Raw genomic sequence first — 19,824 nt, forward strand, 5'->3', positions numbered from 1 at the left:
GAATGCACCTCGCCGCAGCGATCATCGCCGCCGCCGCTGAGACCGAACACGAGGGCAACCCCATGCTCGCCACACTGCCGGCGTTCTTCATCGCCGCGGTCGTGTTCACCCTCCTGGCCCTCGTGACCGCGTCGTACCGCAATGTGTCGAACCGTCACGTCGAGCACGCCGAGGCGCACGCTCACGGCGAGCACGGACACCACGACCACGAGACGGGACACGGCCACTAAGGTCGTCGCGCGTGACGCAGCAGGCGAGGCCGCCGAGGATCGGCGTGATGGGTGGGACGTTCGATCCCATTCATCATGGTCACCTGGTGGCAGCCAGCGAGGTCGCGCAGTCCTTCGACCTCGATGAGGTCGTCTTCGTGCCCACTGGTCAGCCGTGGCAGAAGCAAGAGGTCTCGCCCGCCGAGAAGCGGTACGAGATGACGGTCATCGCGACCGCGTCGAACCCCCGCTTCACCGTGAGTCGGGTGGACGTGGACCGCGATGGGCTCACCTACACCGTCGACACCCTTCGCGACCTCAAGGCCGAGCGACCCGACGCCGAACTGTTCTTCATCTCGGGTGCGGACGCCGTGGCGCAGATTCTCAGCTGGAGAGACCACGATGAACTGTGGGGTCTCGCCCACTTCGTCGCCGTCTCCCGCCCAGGCCACGTGCTCGACGTGCAGGGCCTGCCGAGCGGTGATGTGAGTCAGCTCGAGATCCCCGCACTGGCCATCTCATCCACGGATTGCCGAGAGCGCGTCAGCCGTGGACTTCCCGTCTGGTACCTCGTACCGGATGGAGTCGTGCAGTACATCGCGAAGCATCACCTGTATCGGAGCAACGCATGAGCACACCGGACGAGACGTCGCGGCCGCTGACGCGTCGGCAGCTGCGCGAGCTGAAGCTGACCGGGCAGACGCCGGTGATCACAGCCGACGACCTTCGGGCCGCCGAGGCCGCCCGCGGTGAGGGCGAGGCGATCGCCACCGCCGACGCGCGTGCCGCGGAGGAGGCCCGCCTCGCTGAGGAGGCCCGCGCAGCGGAACAAGCGCACGCGGCCGAAGAGGCCCGCCTGGCCGATGAGACCCGCGCGGCCGAGGAAGCCGCCGCTCTGACCGCGGCTGCCCAGGAGACGTCGGCCCCGCTGCCGTTCGCGCCCGCCGACGGGGGGCCGCGGCTCACGCGCCGCGAGATCCGCGAGATCGAGCGCCTGCGCACCAATCAGGTGGCCGTCGTCACGCCTGAGCAGGCCGAGGAGGCCGCCGTTGCCGCTGAGCGCGGCGAGGTGGATGGTGACATCGACACGAACCCCCACCTCGCGGCGATCCAGACGAAGGTCGTCGGTGAGAGCGAGACCTCGGTCCTCTACGAAGTCGTCGAGGTGCCGTTCTTCGAGGAGACCCCCGAGGCCGAGCCCGCGACACCGTCGGCCGAGCTCGTCTTCGAAGATCACGATGTCGACCCGGTCGCCGAGGCCGCAGCCGACGCGGATGCCGCGGAGGCTCAGGCGACCGATCACGACGCCGAGCATCCGCGTCCGGAGGAGCAGTTCGCCGATGCGGCCGTGGAGACGCTCTTCGTCGCCGAGGATGCGCCGATCGAGGCCGCCATCTCCGAGGTCGCCACTCCGTCCGAGGCGCCCGACGAGCGTCACGTGGTGGCCCCCGGATTCGGCGCCGCGGTGCTCGACACGCCCGCCTCCTCCGACGCCCCGTCGTCGTTCGAGGAGATCCTGTCGCAGGCCGCCGCCGACTCGAGCGGCTCTGCCGCGGCATCCAGCGCGCTGATCCTGGCCACGGATCCGGGCTCGATCCCGCTCTCCGCGCCGATCGACGCGACCGGGGAGATCCTGATCACCCGCACCCACCAGCTTCCCGACGGATACGGATCGACGGGCCACGCGGCCGGATCCACCGACGGCAAGGATGTGGACGTTGTGCTGATCGACGGGGAGATCCCTCTCGCGTCGTCGCCGACTCCGATCGCCGCGACGAACGCGGTGAGCACTTCGAAGAGCCCCGCGGAGGTGATCCGCCCGCCGGCTCCGGAGAAGTCTCACCGCCTGACCCTCATCCTCGGCATCACGGCGGGCGTGCTGGGCATCGCACTCATCGGCGTGGTGGTCGCCGCCTTTACAACAGGAGTTCTGGGCTGATGGCCTCTGCCGAATCGCTGAACATGCTCGACATCGCGGTCAACGCCGCGGACGCGAAGGGCGGCGAGGACCTCGTGGCTCTCGACGTCTCCGAGCCGCTGCCGCTCGTCGACACCTTCCTGATCGTCACCGGACGCAACGAGCGCAACGTCGCCGCCATCGCCGATGAGATCGAGGACAAGATGGTCGAGGGCGGCTACAAGCGCCTTCGCCGTGAGGGGCGCGCCGAGTCGCGCTGGGTGCTCCTCGACTTCGGTGATCTGGTCGTGCACATCTTCCACCAGGAGGAGCGCGCGTTCTACGCACTGGAGCGTCTCTGGAAGGACTGCCCGACGGTGCCCTTCGAGATCGCGACGCGCCCGACCGAGGACCCCGATTTCACCAACGCTCAGGGCTGATGTAATCTGAATGAGTTGTCCGGGGCTTCTACCGGGCAGCACCTGGGTCTGTGGCGCAGCTGGTAGCGCACCTGCATGGCATGCAGGGGGTCAGGGGTTCGAGTCCCCTCAGATCCACCAAAGCCCCCGTTCCCGGGGGTTTTCCACTGCCGAGATCCGCGATCTCGGCTCTGGGTCTGTGGCGCAGCTGGTAGCGCACCTGCATGGCATGCAGGGGGTCAGGGGTTCGAGTCCCCTCAGATCCACCAAGAGTCCCCGGCTGAGCCGGGGATTTTGTGTTTCTGCGACTGCCTGCGGCGCGGTCGGCCCCGGAAGGTTCTCGTCTCCCGCTCGGGGCCGACCGCCGCGGGCTCACCCGTTCACAGCGCCCCCGTGCGGCGTGAGGCCTTCTCCGAGCTCGTGGAGCGGAGTGCGGAACGTCTCTCGCGAGGTCGCCACGGCGATCGCCGACAGCACGCACGCAAGCGATGTGTACAGCGCGGCCGGCCACCACGCCGAGCCGTTCGCGCTGGACCAGGCCTCGATGATCGACGGGGAGAACCCGGTGAGAACCAGGCCGAGCTGCAGTCCGACGGCCATGCCGGTCACGCGATACCGCACATTGAACATCTCGCTGAAGAACACCGGGTACACGGCATTGGTCGCGCCGAGCGACAGGGTGATCGTGAGGAAGATGCCCACGTAGATCATCGGGATGTCCGCGGAGCCGACGGCCCAGAAGAACTGCCACACGGTCACCGCGCCCAGCAGGTTCCCGCCGATGAGAACCGGCTTGCGGCCGATCCGGTCACTCAGCGCGGCGAACAGGGGCTGCGAGACGAGGGCGGTCGCGTAACCGCACACCACCGCCCAGAGCATGACGGACGGGTCGAGTCCCACAACGTTCTTGGCATACGCGAGCCCCCAGACCGGGACGGTCGAGCTGATGACGAGCAGCAGGGCGGCCACCACGACTCGCAGCACATCCCACGGCTGGTTGCGCAGCACCTCGCCGAGCGGCACCTTCGCGATACGACCCTGTGCCTTCTCGGTGACGAAGGCCTCCGGGTCGACCAGTGCACGGCGCACGATCACGCCGACGATGACGAGTGCGGCACTCGCCCAGAACGGCACCCGCCAGCCCCAGCTGTAGAGCGCCTCCTCGGGCAGCGTCGCCACGGCGAGGAAGGCGAGCGTCGCGAGGATGTAGCCCACCCAGATGCCGTTCACCATCCACGAGGTGTATAGGCCGCGCTGATCATGGGGAGCGTGCTCGAGCGTCAGTGAGGTCGCACCCGAAGCCTCGCCACCGACCGACAGGCCCTGCAGGATGCGCAGCGCCACGAGCATCGCGGGGGCCCAGAGGCCGACGGACTCGAAGGTCGGCAGACAGCCGATGAGAAACGTCGCGATGCCCATCACGAGGAGCGTGAGCATCATGATGGATCGGCGCCCGAAGCGGTCGCCGATCCATCCCGCCAGCACGCCACCGAGCGGACGGGCGACGTACGCGACGCCGTAGGTCGCGAGCGACAGCAGCAGTCCCGTGGCGCCGTGGTCGGGGAAGAAGACCCGCGTGAAGACGAGCGTCGCCGCGGACGCGTAGATGTACATGTCGTAGTACTCGAGCGCTGAGCCGATGAACCCCGCGACCGAGGCCCGTCGGCCGTGGGAGGGGATGGCTGTCGAGCGCGTGAGGACTGAGAGCTGACGAGTCGACATCGGCTCGTTCCTTTCGTTGGTGTACGCACCATTGCGCACTCGCACACCGTAGCAGGGCGGCTCGCAACGCGCACGGCGCCCGACTTGGCGCGCAGTCAGCGGGTAGGTTCGGGGGAGGGACGGCCCGGCTTCGCCGCGGATCGTCTACCGTCGCTCACATCAGTGACCTGGGAGAGAGGGCGATCAGGATGACCGACACGCACGCCGGAATCGTATGGAACCCGACCAAGACGAGCAGGGAGACGCTCGAGGCCGGCCTTGCCGAGTACGCGGGGATCACCGTGTCGTGGTACGAGACCACGGTTGAGGACCCCGGGCAGGGGGCGACTCAGGCCGCGCTCGACGCGGGTGTCGACATCGTCTTCGCGGCGGGAGGCGACGGCACCGTGCGGGCGGTCGCCGAGCAGCTCGCTCTGCAGGAATCGCCCGTGGAGCTGGGCATCGTCCCGCTCGGCACGGGCAACCTGCTCGCCCGCAACCTCGGTCTTCCGCTCAACGATCCGGCGGCTGCCTTCGCCCGCGCCTTCGAGGGCGAGGGACGCCCCATCGATCTCGGCTGGGTGGAGACCGCGCTTCCCGAGGGAACCCACCGGCACGCGTTCACGGTGATGGCGGGCTTCGGCATGGACGCGCACATGATCACCGAGACGGACGAGGCGCTGAAGGACAAGGCGGGCTGGCTCGCCTACGTCGAGTCCCTGGGGCGGGCCGTGGCGGCCAGCGGGGTCATCGACGTGCGCCTCGCGTTCGACGGTGGAGCATCGGAGCGCCAGATCGCCCACACCCTCATCGTCGGGAACTGCGGAAGCCTCCAGGCGGGGATCACGCTCCTCCCCGATGCGGACCCGAGTGACGGCGAGCTCGACGTGCTGATCCTGCACGCGGACGGTCTGGCCGGATGGACGGACATGCTGCGCACCATGGTGTGGGAGAACGGGCTGAGACGGATGCTGCGCTCGGGTGCCGACGATGAGGGGGCACGCAGCTCGGACTCCACGACGCACCGTCGGATCACCTCGTTGACGATCGAGCTCGACGAGCCGCGCGTCGTCGAGGTCGACGGCGACGACCTCGGACTGACCACGCGCATCGAGGTCAGCGTGCAGCCCGCGGCCGTGCGCGTCCGGTAGAGCGCACAATCGAGAGCGACGCCCCGCCGGCGCACCGGAGTAGCGTGCAGAGGTGACTGCAGATCGAATGGATGCCAGCGGCCGACGCGTGCTCGCCGTCGCGATCCTGGCCTCGTTCGTGGCCTTCCTCGACGGCGCGATCGTCAACGTGGCGCTGCCTGCGATCCGGAGCGAGCTCGGCGGCGGGCTCGCGGGACAGCAGTGGATGGTGAACGCATACCTGGTGACGCTGGGCGCGCTCATCCTCGTCGCCGGATCGCTCAGCGACGTGCACGGGCGGGTCGTGATCCTCCGGGTCGGCCTGATCGGCTTCCTGGTGACATCGGTGGCGATCGCGTTGGCCCCCGGGATCGAGTTCGCCATCGCCGCGCGCGCCCTGCAGGGGATCGCCGGCGCCCTGTTGGTGCCGAGCTCGCTGGCGCTCATCACCACCCACTTCGATTCCGCGATGCGGGGGCGCGCGATCGGCACGTGGACCGCGGCCACGAGCGCGGCGATGCTCGTCGCGCCGCTCGTCGGCGGACTCTTCATCGACCTCGCGTCGTGGCGGTGGGCGTTTCTCATCAACGTGGTGCCGATCGCCCTCACGCTCCTGCTGCTCATGGGGCTCGACACCCCGGACGTGCGGCGGCCCGGCGCCCGCGTCGACCTCCTCGCGTCGGTGCTGTGCGCACTCGGCCTGGGCGGCGTCGTCTTCGGGCTCATCGAGGGGCCGCGGCTCGGCTGGGGAGACCCGTTCGTTGTGGCCGCACTCGCGGCCGGGACGGTGCTGTTCGGTGCCTTCCTGCTGCGTCAGCGCCACTCGTCCGAGCCGGTGATGCCACTTGATCTGTTCCGGATCCGCAACTTCTGGGCGGGCAACCTCGCGACCGTGTTCGTCTACGCTGCGCTGGCGCTGAACAGCTTCGCGGTCGTCGTCTTCCTCCAGGAGACGGCGGGGTTCCCCGCGACGCTCGCAGGCGCGGCCTCGCTGCCGATCACCGTGGTCATGATCATCGGCTCGTCCCGGGTCGGCCGCTGGGCGGATCGGATCGGCCCTCGGCCGTTTATGACGGCGGGCCCCGCCGTGATGGCCGCCGGCGCCGCTCTGCTGTTCACCGCCGCTGACCCGTTCGACTACTGGCTGCAGATGCTCCCGGGCGTGCTCCTGCTCGGCGTCGGCCTGACCCTCACGGTGAGTCCGCTCACGAGCGCCGTGCTGGGTGCGGTGCAGGACGGGCGGGAGGGCATCGCGTCGGCCGTGAACAACGCGGTGTCGCGTGTGGCCGGGCTGCTGGTGGTGGCGATGATCGCGCTGATCGCCGGCGGCGACCTCACTCTCGAAGGGTTCCACCGCACGGCCGTGGCCACCGCGGTGCTGTTCGCCGCGGGAGCCGTGGCATCCTGGCTCGGCATCCGCAACCCGCAGCGCGTGGCCGCCCCGGCGGGACGCTGAGCACGTCGTCCGTCGCCGACGCGTGAAAGCGCCATCCCGTATATCGCCGCATCCCTGTCGGCGCACATCCGCACGCGAGTAGTGTGACTCTCCGGTGATCCCGTCGGGCTCGGAGAAGAGCGCGGGGGAGAGCACCGATCCCCAGGTTCTCATCCCGGTTCGCCGGGGTAGGCGTCTCGCGCGCTCCTGGGCCGCCCCGACCGCTTCGCGCACATACGGAACTCTGCAATGTCTGCCACTCTCACGACGGGCCGCCCCTGGCGCGTCATCCTCGCCTTCTCGGTTCCTCTTCTCCTCGGCAACGTCGTCCAGCAGCTGTACCAGTTCGTCGACTCGATCGTCGTCGGGCGTCAGCTCGGGGTGGACTCGCTCGCGGCCGTCGGTGCGACGGGCTCGCTGCTGTTCCTGCTGATCGGCTTCGCCTGGGGTCTGACCTCGGGCTTCGCGATCCCCACCGCCCAGGCGTTCGGCGCGCGCGATCATGACGCGGTCAGCCGCTCGGTGGCTGCCGGAACGATCCTGACAGGCATCACGAGCGTCATCGTCACGGTCGCGGGCGCGGTGTTCGCCGGCCCGCTGCTCGAGCTGCTGCAGACTCCTCCCGAGCTGCTGCGCGAGGCGACGATCTTCACGCAGGTGTCGTTCCTGGGCGGCGCGGCGACGATGTTCTTCAACCAGCTGTCGGCGATCATCCGCGCCATCGGCGACTCGCGCACGCCGCTCGTCTTCCTCGCGATCGCGTGCGCCCTGAACGTGGGGCTTGTGATCCTGATGGTCGGCCCCCTCGGCATGGGCGTCGCGGGCGCCGCGCTCGCGACCGTGGTGTCGCAGGGTGTGTCGGTGGTGCTGTGCCTGCTGTACGTGTGGCGCAAGGTGCCGGTGCTGCACGTGAAGCGCGCCCATTGGCGCGTGCGCCGCGAGGACCTCGCGGAGCACCTGCGCCTGGGCCTGCCCATGGGATTCCAGGCCTCGATCATCGCGATCGGCACGATCACCGTGCAGGTGGCGCTGAACCAACTCGGATCGGACGCCGTCGCGTCGTACACCACGGCCGCGCGCGTCGACAGCCTCGCCCTGACGTTCCTCAACTCCCTCGGATTGGCGGCCTCCGTCTATGCCGCCCAGAACCTCGGCGCGCGGCGTCCCGACCGGATTCGCCGCGGCGTCGTCGAGTCGCTCTGGATGGCGGTGATCGCGGCGGTTGTGCTCGGCGCGCTGCTGATCGCGTTCGGCGAGCCGGCCGTGCGGATGTTCATCGGCGACGGCTCGGACGAGGTCGTCGCGCAGGCGCACCTGATGCTCATCATCAACGGTGTCGCGTACTGGATCCTGGGCACGCTCTTCGTGCTGCGCGGCGTGCTGCAGGGCCTCGGCCATGCGCTGATCCCGACCATGACCGGCGTCATAGAGCTCGTCGCGCGCGTCGCGGCGGCGATCGTCCTCGGTGCGCTGCTCGGCTTCCCGGGCGTCGCTCTGGCCAACCCCCTCGCGTGGATCGGAGCGGTCCTGCTGCTGGTGCCCGCATACCTGCGCGCGCATCGCGAGCTCGCCCAGATGACGGTCGCGCCGGAGATCCCGACGGAGACCTCCGCGATCGCCGTCGTGGGTCCGACGGACGGATCCATGGTGGTCGACGCCGTCGTCACCGCGCCGATCCCGGTCGTCTCCCCGAAGCGCCGGCTCAGCCTTCGTCGGAAGTGATCGGGCCGTCGTGCTCGTCGGGTAGGGGTGAGTCGCAGCGCGGGCAGACCGTGCCGAACTCGACGAGGGCGCCGCATTCCGGGCAGACGCGCCCGAGCCAGCAGACCGGGTCGCCTCCGCTCATGCCGTGCGAACGCCCATGAGGTAGTCGCGCAGCACCACGGCGTGGTTCGCGGCGGGGTCCTTCGCGCCGTACAGCAGCGTTGACGCGGGGTGCGCGGCGAGTTCGGCGCGCAACGTGTCGACGGCGGGATTCTGCGCGAGCTCATCGACATAGAGCGCGGCGAAGTCATCGAAGTGCTCGGGATCGCGGTGCCAGCGACTGCGCAGGTCGGCCGAGGGTGCCACGTCCTTCAACCACAGATCAACGGCCGCCCGATCCTTCGTGAGGCCGCGCGGCCAGAGCCGGTCGACAAGGATTCGGCGCCCGTCCGACGGATCCGGATCGTCGTAGACGCGCTTCAGGCAGGGCTCGGCGGGGTCGGGCATCTCAGGCGCTCCGGAGCACCTTGGCCATCGGCCTGCCCTTTGCGAGCTCGTCGACGAGCTTGTCGAGGTACCGGATGCGCTGCATCAGCGGGTCGTCGATCTCCTCGACGCGCATGCCGCAGATGACCCCCGTGATCTGCGAGGCGGCCGGGTTGAGGTGCGCGGTGGCGAAGAAATCGCGGAACGAGGTGCCGGCGTCCAGGTGGGCCTTCAGAGCGGAGTCATCGAACCCGGTGAGCCAGCGGATGACCTCATCGAGCTCATCGACGCTGCGGCCCTTCTTCTCGATCTTCGTGACATAAAGCGGGTAGACGGCCGATACGGCCATGGCGAAGACCCGCTCCTGGTTCTGCTCGCGCGTGGCCATGTCGTCACTTTACGCCGTGTGACGCCCCGGGGGAGAGGTCCCCGCGAGCCGGGTTTGAAGCTGGCGAGTTCTTCGCTACGGTGACTTAGGCCGCCCTAACTTAGGTTCACCTAACCACAGGCTCATCTCCCCCTCTCCCCGCATCGGAGGAAAAATGGCTTCTGCTCTGCCCGCGACCACCGGCGGCAGCACCGAACGACACGACACCGACGCGCTGCTGCGCGCCGCCTCTGCGCCCGCGTATGCGCGCACCCTCCATGCCGTCGTCGACGACCTGGCCCAGCGCTTCGCGACCGTGACGCAGCCGTTCTCCGGTGCCAGTCGCGTCGAGCTGCAGAGCCTCGTCGACGCCGTCGACCTCGACGCACGGGGCCTCGGCACCGACGATGCTCTCCGCGAGGTCGCAGACCTCTACGCCGGCCACGCCGTATGGTTCCACGATCCGGGGTACACCGCCCATCTGAACTGCCCGGTCGCCATCCCCGCTGTCGCCGCGGAAGCCATGCTCGCCGCCATCAACACGTCGGTCGACACGTATGACCAGTCGGCGGTCGCGACACTGATGGAGCAGCGCCTCATCGAGTGGACGGCATCGCGCATCGGCTTCCCGACCGGATCGCCGGAGGCGGCCGACGGCGTCTTCACGTCGGGGGGAACGCAGTCGAACTTCCAGGCGATGTTCCTCGCGCGGCAGAAGGCCCGCGCGGCGGGCGCCGCGCTCGACCGTCTGCGCATCCTCGCCACCGGCGCCAGCCACTTCAGCGTCGCCAAGTCCGCCCTGCTGCTGGGGCTCGCAGACGATGCGGTCGTCGAGGTCGCCGTCGACGCCACGGGGCGGATGCGACCCGACGCCCTCGCCCGCGCGCTCGCGGAGCTCGCCTCCGCCGGTGACACCGTGATGGCGGTCGTCGCCACGGCGGGCACAACGGATCGCGGACGGATCGACCCGCTCGAGCCGATCGCAGAGCTGTGCGAGGCGGCCGGCGCCTGGCTGCACGTCGATGCGGCCTATGGGGGCGGATTGCTCGTCGCGCCGCGCCGCCGCCACCTGCTGGCCGGCATCGAGCGGGCGCGCTCGGTCACGATCGACTACCACAAGACGTTCTTCCAGCCCGTCTCGTCGAGCGCGCTGATCGTCCGCGAGCGCGCCGACCTGCTTCCGGTCGCGTGGCACGCCGACTACCTCAACCCGCTCGAGAACCTCGAGCCGAACCAAGTCGACAAGTCGCTGCAGACCACGCGCCGCTTCGACGCCCTCAAGCTCTGGACCACCCTGCGGGCACTCGGCGCCGACGGCATCGGCGCCATGGTGGACGCGGTCTGCGACCTGGCGGAACAGGTGCACGCGGAGATCGAGCGCGACGCCGACTTCGTGCTGGTCGCCCCCACCGACATCTCCACCGTGCTCTTCCGGTATGAGCCGGCGGGGATCGATGAGCAGCACGCGGACGCCCTGGTGGCGCAGGTGCGGCGCGTCCTGTTCGACTCGGGGCGCGCGCTGGTGGCGAAGACCGTCATCGATGGCCGGCCGGCGCTCAAGCTCACGCTGCTGAACCCGGACGTCTCGCTCGATCAGGTGATGGCGGTGATGGAGCTGGTGCGCACGGCGGCGCAGGGGCTGCGCGCCGGCGAGCAGCTGCTCGATGACGACGCTCCGCCCTGCCGCACCGCCGCCCATCCGCGTCTGCAGCGCGTGACCGAGACGGAGGGTGCACGATGACCCGCACGTACGATCTGGTCGGCGTCGGCATCGGCCCGATGGGCCTCGGGCTCGCCGCCCTCGCCGACCCGGTGTCCGATGTGGACGCGGTGTTCCTCGACCAGGCGGATGGGTTCTGCTGGCACCCCGGCATGATGCTCGAGGGCGCGACCATCCAGGTCCCCTTCCTCGCCGACCTCGTGACGATGGCGGATCCGACCTCGCCGTACTCGTTCCTGGCCTTCCTGAAGGACCAGGGACGGCTCTACCCGTTCTACGTGCGCGAGTCGTTCTATCCGCTGCGTTCCGAGTACGACCAGTACTGCCGCTGGGTGGCGGATCGGCTCCGCACGCTGCGGTGGGGCCGGCGGGTGACGACGGTCGAGCACGACGGTGAGGCGTGGGTCGTCACCGCGCAGACGAGTCATGGCGAAGAGGTCTATCGCGGACGCCACCTGGTGCTCGGCACCGGCACGTCCCCGCGGATGCCCGCGCCGCTCGCAGAACTGGCCGCGGCGGCCCCCGGCCGGGTGCTGCACTCGGCGAGCTTCCTGTCTCACCGGGAGGTGCTGACCGCCTCCGGTGCGGTGACGGTGGTCGGCAGCGGACAGTCGGCGGCCGAGGTGTACCGCGACCTGCTCGAGACGATCCACGAGGGCGAGTACCGCCTGGACTGGGTGACGCGCTCGCCCCGCTTCTTCCCGATGGAGTACACCAAGCTCACGCTCGAGATGACATCGCCCGACTACATCGCGCACTATCACGCGCTGCCGGAGAGCCTGCGCGACCGGCTCGGCCGCGAGCAGCGGAACCTCTACAAGGGGATCAGCGGTGACCTCGTCGACGACATCTACGACACGCTGTATCGCAAGTCGGCGCTGGGCAGAATGCTGCCGACCACATTGCTCACCGACGTCGAGGTCATCGACGGCCGCGTCGATGGTGACCAGCTTGTGCTCACCCTGCAGCACGGGCAGACCGGCGAGGTGGCCGAGCACCGCACACGCACGGTCGTGGCCGCCACGGGGTACGGGGCCGCCATCCCCGCCTTCCTCGAGCCCGTGCGCGACCGCGTGAACCTCGACGCGGCGGGGCGCTATGAGGTGACCGTCGACTACACGGTCGACGACGCACGCACCCTGCACGTGCTCAATGCTGAGGAGCACACGCACGGCGTCACGGCTCCCGACCTGGGCTTCGGTCCGTGGCGAAACGCGACGATCCTGGCCAATGTGACCGGGCGCGAGCCGTACGTCATCGAGCGGTCGACGACGTTCCAGACCTTCGGGCTGCCGGCCCAGACGGGACTGGCGGCAACCGAGCGCGAGCTGGAGGCCATCCGATGACCTTCGTCACCGACACGCCTCTGGGCGAGCTCACGATCGAGCCGGTCGACCCGGAACGGGACGCCGCGCTGCTGCAGCGGTGGCTCGCGGATCCGGCATCGGCCTTCTGGCAGATGAGCGACCTGAGCGTCGCCGAGGTCCACGACTACCTCACGGGCGTCGCCGCTGATCCGCACCAGGATGCGTGGCTCGGACGTCTTGCCGGCGAGCCGGTGCTGCTTGCCGAGACCTACGACCCGCGCCACGTGCTGCTGCCCGGCTCCTTCGATGCGATGCCGGGCGACCTGGGGATGCACGTGCTGGTCGCGCCCCGCGCACCGGGCGCGGAGGTGCTTCACGGCCTCACGGACGCGGCCTTCGGCGCGGTCATGCGCTTCTGTCTGACCGACGCTCCCGGTGCTCGGGGAGCGCTGCGCGTGGTCGTCGAGCCGGATGCGCGCAACGCGGCGATCGCCGCGAAGAACGCCGCCGCGGGGTTCCGCGTGCTGCGTGACATCGCGCTGCCGGGCAAGCGCGCGGTGCTGTCGCTGTGCGACCGCGCCGATTTCGCCGCATCGCCTCTCGGCTCCGTGGGAACGGATGCCGCGCCGCTGGCGTCGCACCTGCGACCCGACCTCGCCGACCGCGCTCATCGGCATCTCGTCGCCAAGGCGATCGCCGAACTCGCGCATGAACGGCTGTTCCTTCCGGCGCGTGCGGATGGCACGAACGCAGAAGCCGCGGCCACGCACGACGACGCGCTGGAGTACACCCTCGTCGCGGGGGAGGCGACGTACCGCTTCTGGGCGCGCCGGCACCTGCTTGAGCACTGGATCGTCGATGAGGCGTCGATCACGCGCACGGTCGCGGGCGACGTCGCGCGGGTGGACGCTCTCGAGATCATCACCGATCTGCAGTCGGTGCTCGCCATCCCCGAGAACCTCCTTCCGGTGTACCTCGAGGAGCTGTCGTCGACCTTCGCCTCCGCCTGCGCGAAGCTCGAGCGCGAGGCAGCGCGGATCACGCCGGACGCTCCGTCGCTTGCGACGCTGCTCATCGAGGGCGATCCTGCCGAGGCGTTCCAGGCCGCGGAGGCAGCGATGTCGGAGGGACATCCAGGATTCCTCGCCAACAACGGCAGGATCGGGTTCTCCCTGAGCGACTACGAGCGCTACGCGCCCGAACGCGGCGCCCGGATGCGGCTGGTATGGCTCGCGGCGCGCCGGGAGCACACACACCTGGCCCTCGGGGGCGACCAGACCGAGGACGGACTGTACGGCTCCGAGCTGACCGGGGCCGATCGCGCAGCGTTCGCCAGCCGCCTGCGGGCGCGCGGCCTCGACCCCGCCGACTATCTGTACCTCCCGGTGCATCCGTGGCAGTGGGAGCATCGCGTCGCGATCACGTTCGCGGCCGACATCGCCCGCGGCGATCTCGTGCCCGTCGGCACCGGCGGCGACGAGTACCAGCCGCAGCAGTCGATCCGCACCTTCCTCAATCGCACGCGACCGGGTCGCCACTACGTGAAGGTGGCTCTGGCGATCCAGAACATGGGCTTCCTGCGCGGGCTCTCGCCGGCGTATATGCGGGCGACCCCGGCGATCAACGACTGGGTGGCCGACACCGTGCACGGCGACCCCACGCTGCGAGCGCACGGGTTCCAGGTGCTCCGCGAGCTCGCCGCGATCGGCTACACGGGTGACGCGTACCACCGCACGTCGACCCCGAATCCGTACCGCAAGATGCTCGCCGGGCTGTGGCGCGAGTCGCCGCTGCCGCGGCTGCGTGAGGGTGAGCGGGCGGTGACGATGGCGGGGCTGCTGCACCGAGACGCCGCCGGAACGGCGCTGGTGACCGAGCTGGTGCGCGCCTCGGGGCTCGATGCCGCCGAGTGGGTGCGCCGCTACCTGGATGCCTACCTGTATCCGCTCGTGCACTGTCTGCTTGCCCACGAGCTGGCGTTTATGCCGCACGGCGAGAACCTCATCCTTGTGCTGAAGGACGGCGCCGTCAGCCGCGCCTTCGTCAAGGACATCGGTGAGGAGATCGCCGTGGTGGGCACACGGCAGCTGCCCGCCGACATCGAGCGCGTGCGCGCGGTGCTCCCAGACGACGAGCGGGCGCTGGCGATCTTCACCGATGTGTTCGATGGGGTCCTGCGCCACATCGCCGGCATTCTCGCGGCGGACGGCGTGCTCGACGAGCGCGAGTTCTGGGCGCTGGCGGCCGAGACGATCGACCGCCACGCCGCTGACCATCCCGACCTGGAGACCGGGGTCGACCTGCGCTCGGCGACCTTCGCGCACTCCTGCCTGAACCGGCTGCAGCTGCGCAATACTCTGCAGATGGTGGATCTGACCGATCAGTCCGGATCCCTCATCTATGCCGGTGAGATGGCGAACCCGGTCGCACGGGTGAGGGCGCTCGTCGAGTGAGCGCAGAATCTCGGCCCTCCGGGGCACCGCCCTTCGAGGTCTGGCGCGACGAGCTCGGCGTGCCGCACGTGCGTGCGGCCGACGAGCTGTCACTCGCCTACGGGCAGGGATGGGTGACCGCCCGCGACCGCGCATGGCAGATCGAGGTCGACCGCTGGCGCGCTGAAGGGCGCCTCGCCGAGCGGATCGGCGCTGCGGGTCTGGCGTGGGACCGCTTCGCGGTGCGCGTGCGCCTCGCCGACACCGCGCGGCGTGTGCACGAGGCGCTGCCCGCCACCGAGCGCACGTGGCTCGCCGCCTACACCGCCGGTGTCGACGCCGGGCTCGCGGACATGCGCACGGCCGAAGAGCGCGCACTCGACGCGCACTTCGGCGCGGGGCCACAACGCACTCCCTGGCCCGCGTGGGGGCCGGTCGGCGTGTTCCTCGTGGCCCACGTGCTGTTCAGCGGATTCCCGAGCGTGCTGTGGCGGGATCACGTCGCCCGCCGGGTGGCGCCGGAAGCGGCCGCATGGTTCGGGGAGCCGGCGCCCTCGTCCGGATCGAACGCCTGGGCGATCGCGCGATCCGCCTCGGGTGCCCCGCTGCTCGCCGGTGATCCGCATCGCCTCCTGGAACTGCCCGGGGTCTATCAGCAGGTGCGCCTGGCGTGCCCCGAATACGACGTGGTGGGTCTGGCATTCCCCGGGGTGCCGGGCGTGCAGCACTTCGGCCACGCCGGCGAAGCCGCGTGGGGCATCACGAACGCGATGGCGCACCACGTCGAGGTCTTCGCGGAGCGTCTGCGCGCCGGAGAGGCCGCGGGGCCCGACGGCTGGGCTCCCACGGCATCCGGAGTCGAGACCCTCGCCGTGCGCGGCGGGCAGCCCGAGAGGGCGATGTGGGTCGAGACCGAGCGCGGCCCGGTGGTGGCCGGCGATCTCGCCGGCGACGCGTGGTCCGTGCGCTGGCCCGTGCGCGTGACCGCCGATGTCGGTGTGCCCTCGTGGCGCGCTCTGCTGCGCGCGCGTTCAGCCCGCGACGTGGCGCGCGCGTTCGAGGGATGGGTCGATCCGGTCAACCGCGTGCTGGCGGCCGACCGCGAGGAGGCTCTCTCGCTCACGGCGGGACGCCTCGTCCAGCGCGATCGGGCCGAGCGTGTGCTGCCCGTGCCGGCATGGAGCGACGCGGCGCGCGAGCGGCCGTGGGCCCTTCTGCCCGCCACGGCGCCCGTGCGGGATGTGCATGCCGATGCCAACGAGCGTCCGTCCGATCCGGACCACGACCTCGGCTGGCGCTATGCGCACCACCGCGCCGATCGCCTGCGCACCCTGCTCGCCGAGCCGCCCGCGGGGGGCGAGACCCCGGCCGCGCAGCACCGTCTGCACGCCGACACGGTGCACCTCGGAGCGGCACCGCTGGTGCTGCTGCTGCCGGCGGGGGAACCGCGTGCCGATCGACTGCGTGCCTGGGCCGCGGAGGGGGCGCGGATGGATGCCGCCTCCGGCGGCGCCGCGCTGTTCGCCGCGTTCCGGCACGCACTGGTCGCGCGCGTCGCGACGCATCCGACACTCGCGCCGCTGGCCGATCCCCACCCGTATGGCGAGATCTTCGATCCGTGGTTCTCGCTGCGCGCCCGAGTCGCCGAAGCGCTGCCGCGGCTGCTCGATGTGCTGTACGACGAGGCCGGCCGACGACAAGCGGCCGCTGCGGCCCTCGCCGACGCGGTGGCGGAGCCGACCTGGGGCGCGACGCACCGCGTGCATCCGCTGGCCGTGCTCGCCGACGTGCCGGGACTGGATCCGGCGGCCCTTCCCTCCGTGCCCGCCGTGGCGCTGTCGGGCGACGCCGACACCCCCTGGTGCACCGCGAGCGTGCCCGGCGTGAGCGACCTGTCCTGGCGGGGCAGCGTCGCCCGCTGGGTGTGGGATCTGGCCGATCGCGACGCGAGCCGCTGGGGTGTGCCCTTCGGCGCATCCGGAGACCCTGCATCCCCCCACTTCGACGACCAGCTCACCACCTGGGCGCGCGCCGGCACCTCGCCGGTCGTCACCGACTGGACTCGCCTGCATCGTGAGACGCCCGACACCCCTGCGACCCCCGAGGAGCGCACCGCATGACCCTTCTGCGCACAGGGCCCCGTGGCTCAGAGCTGCATCGCATCGAGCGCGACGGCGCCGTCGTCACGGTGCACGCCCTCGACCCCGAGGGCGATGCCGACCTCCTGCACTCGTGGGTGACGCAGCCACGCGCGTCGTTCTGGGGGATGGGGGAGATGACACGCGACGAGGTGCGCGACACCTACGCCTTCGTCGAGTCGCTGCCCACACACCACGCCTATCTCGTGCGGTGGGACGGCGAGCCGATCGTGCTGCTGCAGGCGTACGAGGCGCAGGACGACCCGGTGTCGGACGCATACGACGCCGAGGCGGGGGATGTGGGCTTCCACTTCTTCCTGGGCGCCCGCGGGCCGGCGGGAGGGGGCGTCTGGCGTCTGCTCGGCCCGGCCATGGTCTCCTTCCTGCTCTCCGGATCCTCCGCGCGGCGGCTCGTCGCCGAACCCGATGCGCGAAACGCCGCCGCGGTCGCGCGCGTTGTGGCGGTGGGGTTCGAGATCGGTCCGCGTGTGCGGTTCGACTCCGCACATGGCCCGAAGGACGCGCAGCTCGTCTTCCTGACGCGCACGCGAGCCGCGGAGCGGGGCGTGCTCATCTGATCAGCCGCGCGGAGGAGCATCCGGCGCCGGCGTGAGGCGCTCTGCGAGTCGCTCGAGGTGGGCGTCGGTGACCCCGATCGAGGCGAGGTAGGGCCGCACGCCTCCGTGGGTGGCGTCGATCCAGGCGAGCGCGTCCAGCAGGGCGGGCGCGGGACTGCGGGTGACGATCTCGATGAGCGTCGGAGTCAGGGGGATCCGGAACCGGCGCACTTTGCGCAGCATTCGGTCGGCCCATTCGCCCGCGAGGTTGGTCTCGGTGATGGCGTAGTCGGCGACGACCTGATCCAGGGGGGTTCCGATGCCGAGCAGGGTAAGTGCGACCACGAGGCCCGAACGGTCCTTGCCTGCGGTGCAGTGCACAACGACCGGTCCGGGGGCCTCGGCGATCGCGCGGATCGCCGCGCCCAGCTCCGTGCCGTGATCGCGCAGGATCGTCTCGTACACATCACGCAGCTGCATCGTCGAGACGTGAGCCGCGGGCGTCCCGGCGTCGATCGGGATCCGGATGAGCTCCGCTCCCGTGCCGCGGAGACGGTCGCGTCCGCCGAGGCGCACGTCCCACGCGCCGCGGAGGTCGATCACCCGGGAGATGCCGAGCTGGCGCAGCTTCGCGCGTCCCGCACCCGTGAGCTTGTGGAGGGCATCCGAGCGGTAGAGCGTGCCCGGACGCACCGGCAGCACTTCGCGGAAGTTGAAGGTCCTGGGAACATCGATGCGCATCCGCGCCAGCCTACGCGCGACGAGGCGGTGGGTCTCGGCGCAACCGACTCAGTCGACCCACGGCGGCGGATATGCCGCGATGGGCTTCGGCTTGCGTCTGGCCGTGTGCAGGGGGCCGGTGGTGAGGCGCGGGGGCTGCTCGGTCTGCGGGGGCGCGGTCCTTCTCCGGAAGCGTCGTCCGGTCACCTCGACCGTGGCGATCTTCACGACGTAGGGCTTCTCCTCGGGCTGCTCGCTCACCAGATGGTCCGCGCCGGCGGCGAGGATCGCGGCATCGGCGACCACCCGCGAGGCCTTGCCATGCAGCACCACGCTCCACGCCAGGTCGCCGTCTTCGCCGTCGAGCTCGAGGGCGACCTCGGGGTGCGCGATGATGCTGCGCAGCTTGCTGCCCGGCGCGGTGCGCACGTAGACATTGCCTCGGTAGGGCACGTAGTTGAGGGGGAACACATCCGGCGTCCCGTCGCCCCGCACGACCGCGAGGCGTCCGAAGTCCTCGCGTTCGATCAGGCGCCAGCACTCGGCTGTCGACAGCGACTCGACGCGGAGCTCATCCGCGGATCCGGATTCAGGCGCGCTCATACGGCCAGTCAAGGGCACGAGAGCGGCGGAGGGAAGGGGGTGGGCGACGCCGGGGCGGTCCTCCTCCGCGTGCGACTGCGCACTGCCTCGTGCGTGCGGATGCTCGCACCCGATAGCGTTCGAGAGACGAGAGGATGCCCTGTGGACGCTGGCTGGTTTCCGGACCCGACGGGACGCGCCGAGTTGCGCTGGTGGGATGGCGCGACCTGGACCGAGCATGTCTCGACCGGAGGACAGGTGTCGAAGACGCCCCTGACCGCCGCCGAGCCGCCCGCCCAGGGCGGTCCGCCGCAGCAGGCCGCGCCGCCGCAGCAGGCTGACCGCGGGGACGCCGGCATCAGCGGCGAGCTCATCGACGGCTCGCACGCGGAGGTGAATGGTCTCGGCCCCACCCGGCAGAACCACAAGATGCTGCGGGTCGGGCTCGGCGAGCCGTTCCTCGCGCGTCAGGGATCGATGGTGGCGTATCAGGGCGACGTCGACTTCGCCTACCAGGGAGGGGGCGTCGGCCGGTTCCTGAAGTCGGCCGTGACCGGCGAAGGACTGGCGCTGATGCGGGTCTCCGGTCGAGGCGACGTGTTCCTCGCCCACGAGGAGTCCGAGGTGCACATCCTCCGCCTCGAGGAATCGGGGATCTCGATCAACGGACGCAATGTTCTCGCGTTCTCCGAGACGCTCCAGTGGAACATCGAGCGGGTCCAGGGGGCCGGCATCGTCACCGGAGGGCTGTTCAACACCACACTGCGCGGCTCCGGCTGGGTCGTCGTCACGACAGCGGGCCCTCCCGTGGTGCTGAATGCGGCGGAGGCGCCGACCTATGCCGACACCAACGCCGTGGTCGCCTGGTCGGCCGCTCTGCAGACGCAGCTGAAGACGTCGTTCAAGGCCGGTGCGCTCATCGGCCGTGGATCGGGCGAGGCCGTGCAGGTGGCCTTCGCCGGTCACGGATTCGTCATCGTGCAGCCCTCGGAAGGGGTCCCGGTCTCCACCGCGTCCTAG

At 70.4% G+C, this 19,824-nt stretch carries 18 protein-coding genes and 2 tRNA genes; 15 read left to right on the plus strand and 5 right to left on the minus strand.

Annotated elements, in window-relative coordinates; genetic code table 11:
- The first annotated feature begins 2 nt into the window (after positions 1–2).
- The 6 genes from J5V96_RS11340 to J5V96_RS11365 all read left to right on the plus strand — a co-directional run bounded on the left by J5V96_RS11340 (position 3) and on the right by J5V96_RS11365 (position 2,794).
- The gene (locus tag J5V96_RS11340) at positions 3–230 is read left to right on the plus strand and encodes a hypothetical protein (RefSeq protein WP_208503839.1); all 228 of its coding nucleotides are present in this window, start codon (positions 3–5) and stop codon (positions 228–230) included.
- Positions 231–241: 11 nt separating this feature from the next.
- Complete coding sequence (gene nadD, locus J5V96_RS11345; RefSeq protein WP_307793601.1) at positions 242–841, plus strand: nicotinate-nucleotide adenylyltransferase; 600 nt, start codon at positions 242–244, stop codon at positions 839–841.
- Positions 838–2,148, plus strand: a complete 1,311-nt coding sequence (locus J5V96_RS11350; protein WP_208503841.1) for a hypothetical protein — start codon at positions 838–840, stop codon at positions 2,146–2,148. Before nadD ends, J5V96_RS11350 begins: the two co-directional genes overlap by 4 nt.
- Positions 2,148–2,546 (plus strand): ribosome silencing factor, encoded by a 399-nt coding sequence (gene rsfS / locus J5V96_RS11355; RefSeq protein WP_208503843.1) that lies wholly within the window; start codon positions 2,148–2,150, stop codon positions 2,544–2,546. The genes J5V96_RS11350 and rsfS overlap by 1 nt, the downstream gene beginning before the upstream one ends.
- A 44-nt stretch (positions 2,547–2,590) precedes the next feature.
- Positions 2,591–2,666 (plus strand) — tRNA-Ala (locus J5V96_RS11360).
- A 52-nt stretch (positions 2,667–2,718) separates the two neighbouring features.
- A tRNA-Ala gene (locus J5V96_RS11365) sits at positions 2,719–2,794 on the plus strand.
- 103 nt (positions 2,795–2,897) lie between these two features.
- On the opposite strand, the gene J5V96_RS11370 is transcribed toward J5V96_RS11365, so the two are convergent.
- Positions 2,898–4,247, minus strand: a complete 1,350-nt coding sequence (locus tag J5V96_RS11370; protein WP_208503845.1) for an MFS transporter — start codon at positions 4,245–4,247, stop codon at positions 2,898–2,900.
- A 188-nt stretch (positions 4,248–4,435) separates the two neighbouring features.
- Between J5V96_RS11370 and J5V96_RS11375 the strand changes: the two genes are divergently transcribed.
- The 3 genes from J5V96_RS11375 to J5V96_RS11385 all read left to right on the plus strand — a co-directional run bounded on the left by J5V96_RS11375 (position 4,436) and on the right by J5V96_RS11385 (position 8,513).
- A complete protein-coding gene (locus tag J5V96_RS11375; RefSeq protein ID WP_208503848.1) occupies positions 4,436–5,377 on the plus strand; it encodes a diacylglycerol/lipid kinase family protein in 942 nt (313 codons plus the stop codon).
- A gap of 67 nt (positions 5,378–5,444) precedes the next feature.
- A complete protein-coding gene (locus tag J5V96_RS11380; RefSeq protein ID WP_208504231.1) occupies positions 5,445–6,812 on the plus strand; it encodes an MFS transporter in 1,368 nt (455 codons plus the stop codon).
- A gap of 228 nt (positions 6,813–7,040) precedes the next feature.
- Positions 7,041–8,513: an MATE family efflux transporter gene (locus J5V96_RS11385; RefSeq protein WP_208503850.1), complete on the plus strand. Its 1,473-nt coding sequence runs from the start codon at positions 7,041–7,043 to the stop codon at positions 8,511–8,513.
- A gap of 120 nt (positions 8,514–8,633) precedes the next feature.
- On the opposite strand, the gene J5V96_RS11390 is transcribed toward J5V96_RS11385, so the two are convergent.
- Positions 8,634–9,002, minus strand: a complete 369-nt coding sequence (locus J5V96_RS11390) for a DUF488 domain-containing protein (protein ID WP_208503852.1) — start codon at positions 9,000–9,002, stop codon at positions 8,634–8,636.
- Between the two features lies 1 nt (position 9,003).
- On the minus strand, positions 9,004–9,369 hold the full coding sequence (locus J5V96_RS11395; RefSeq protein WP_208503854.1) for a DUF2200 domain-containing protein: 366 nt from the start codon (positions 9,367–9,369) through the stop codon (positions 9,004–9,006).
- 154 nt (positions 9,370–9,523) lie between these two features.
- On the opposite strand from J5V96_RS11395, the gene J5V96_RS11400 reads away from it, so the two are divergent.
- The 5 genes from J5V96_RS11400 to J5V96_RS11420 are packed head-to-tail and all read left to right on the plus strand — an operon-like array spanning position 9,524 to position 17,523.
- Positions 9,524–11,089: a pyridoxal phosphate-dependent decarboxylase family protein gene (locus J5V96_RS11400; RefSeq protein ID WP_208503857.1), complete on the plus strand. Its 1,566-nt coding sequence runs from the start codon at positions 9,524–9,526 to the stop codon at positions 11,087–11,089.
- Positions 11,086–12,414, plus strand: coding sequence for a lysine N(6)-hydroxylase/L-ornithine N(5)-oxygenase family protein (locus tag J5V96_RS11405; protein WP_208503858.1), 1,329 nt, complete (start codon positions 11,086–11,088; stop codon positions 12,412–12,414). The genes J5V96_RS11400 and J5V96_RS11405 overlap by 4 nt, the downstream gene beginning before the upstream one ends.
- Complete coding sequence (locus J5V96_RS11410; protein ID WP_208503860.1) at positions 12,411–14,828, plus strand: GNAT family N-acetyltransferase; 2,418 nt, start codon at positions 12,411–12,413, stop codon at positions 14,826–14,828. The genes J5V96_RS11405 and J5V96_RS11410 overlap by 4 nt, the downstream gene beginning before the upstream one ends.
- On the plus strand, positions 14,825–16,927 hold the full coding sequence (locus tag J5V96_RS11415) for a penicillin acylase family protein (protein ID WP_208503862.1): 2,103 nt from the start codon (positions 14,825–14,827) through the stop codon (positions 16,925–16,927). Before J5V96_RS11410 ends, J5V96_RS11415 begins: the two co-directional genes overlap by 4 nt.
- The gene (locus tag J5V96_RS11420) at positions 16,924–17,523 is read left to right on the plus strand and encodes a GNAT family N-acetyltransferase (RefSeq protein ID WP_208503864.1); all 600 of its coding nucleotides are present in this window, start codon (positions 16,924–16,926) and stop codon (positions 17,521–17,523) included. Before J5V96_RS11415 ends, J5V96_RS11420 begins: the two co-directional genes overlap by 4 nt.
- On the opposite strand, the gene J5V96_RS11425 is transcribed toward J5V96_RS11420, so the two are convergent.
- Positions 17,524–18,243, minus strand: coding sequence for a tyrosine-protein phosphatase (locus J5V96_RS11425; RefSeq protein ID WP_208503867.1), 720 nt, complete (start codon positions 18,241–18,243; stop codon positions 17,524–17,526).
- Between the two features lie 48 nt (positions 18,244–18,291).
- Complete coding sequence (locus J5V96_RS11430; RefSeq protein ID WP_208503868.1) at positions 18,292–18,825, minus strand: pyridoxamine 5'-phosphate oxidase family protein; 534 nt, start codon at positions 18,823–18,825, stop codon at positions 18,292–18,294.
- Between the two features lie 141 nt (positions 18,826–18,966).
- Here J5V96_RS11430 and J5V96_RS11435 point away from each other — a divergent pair, with 141 nt between their 5' ends.
- Positions 18,967–19,824, plus strand: a complete 858-nt coding sequence (locus tag J5V96_RS11435; RefSeq protein WP_307793603.1) for an AIM24 family protein — start codon at positions 18,967–18,969, stop codon at positions 19,822–19,824.

The organism is Microbacterium stercoris (genome assembly GCF_017592545.1).
Lineage (GTDB): Bacteria > Actinomycetota > Actinomycetes > Actinomycetales > Microbacteriaceae > Microbacterium > Microbacterium stercoris.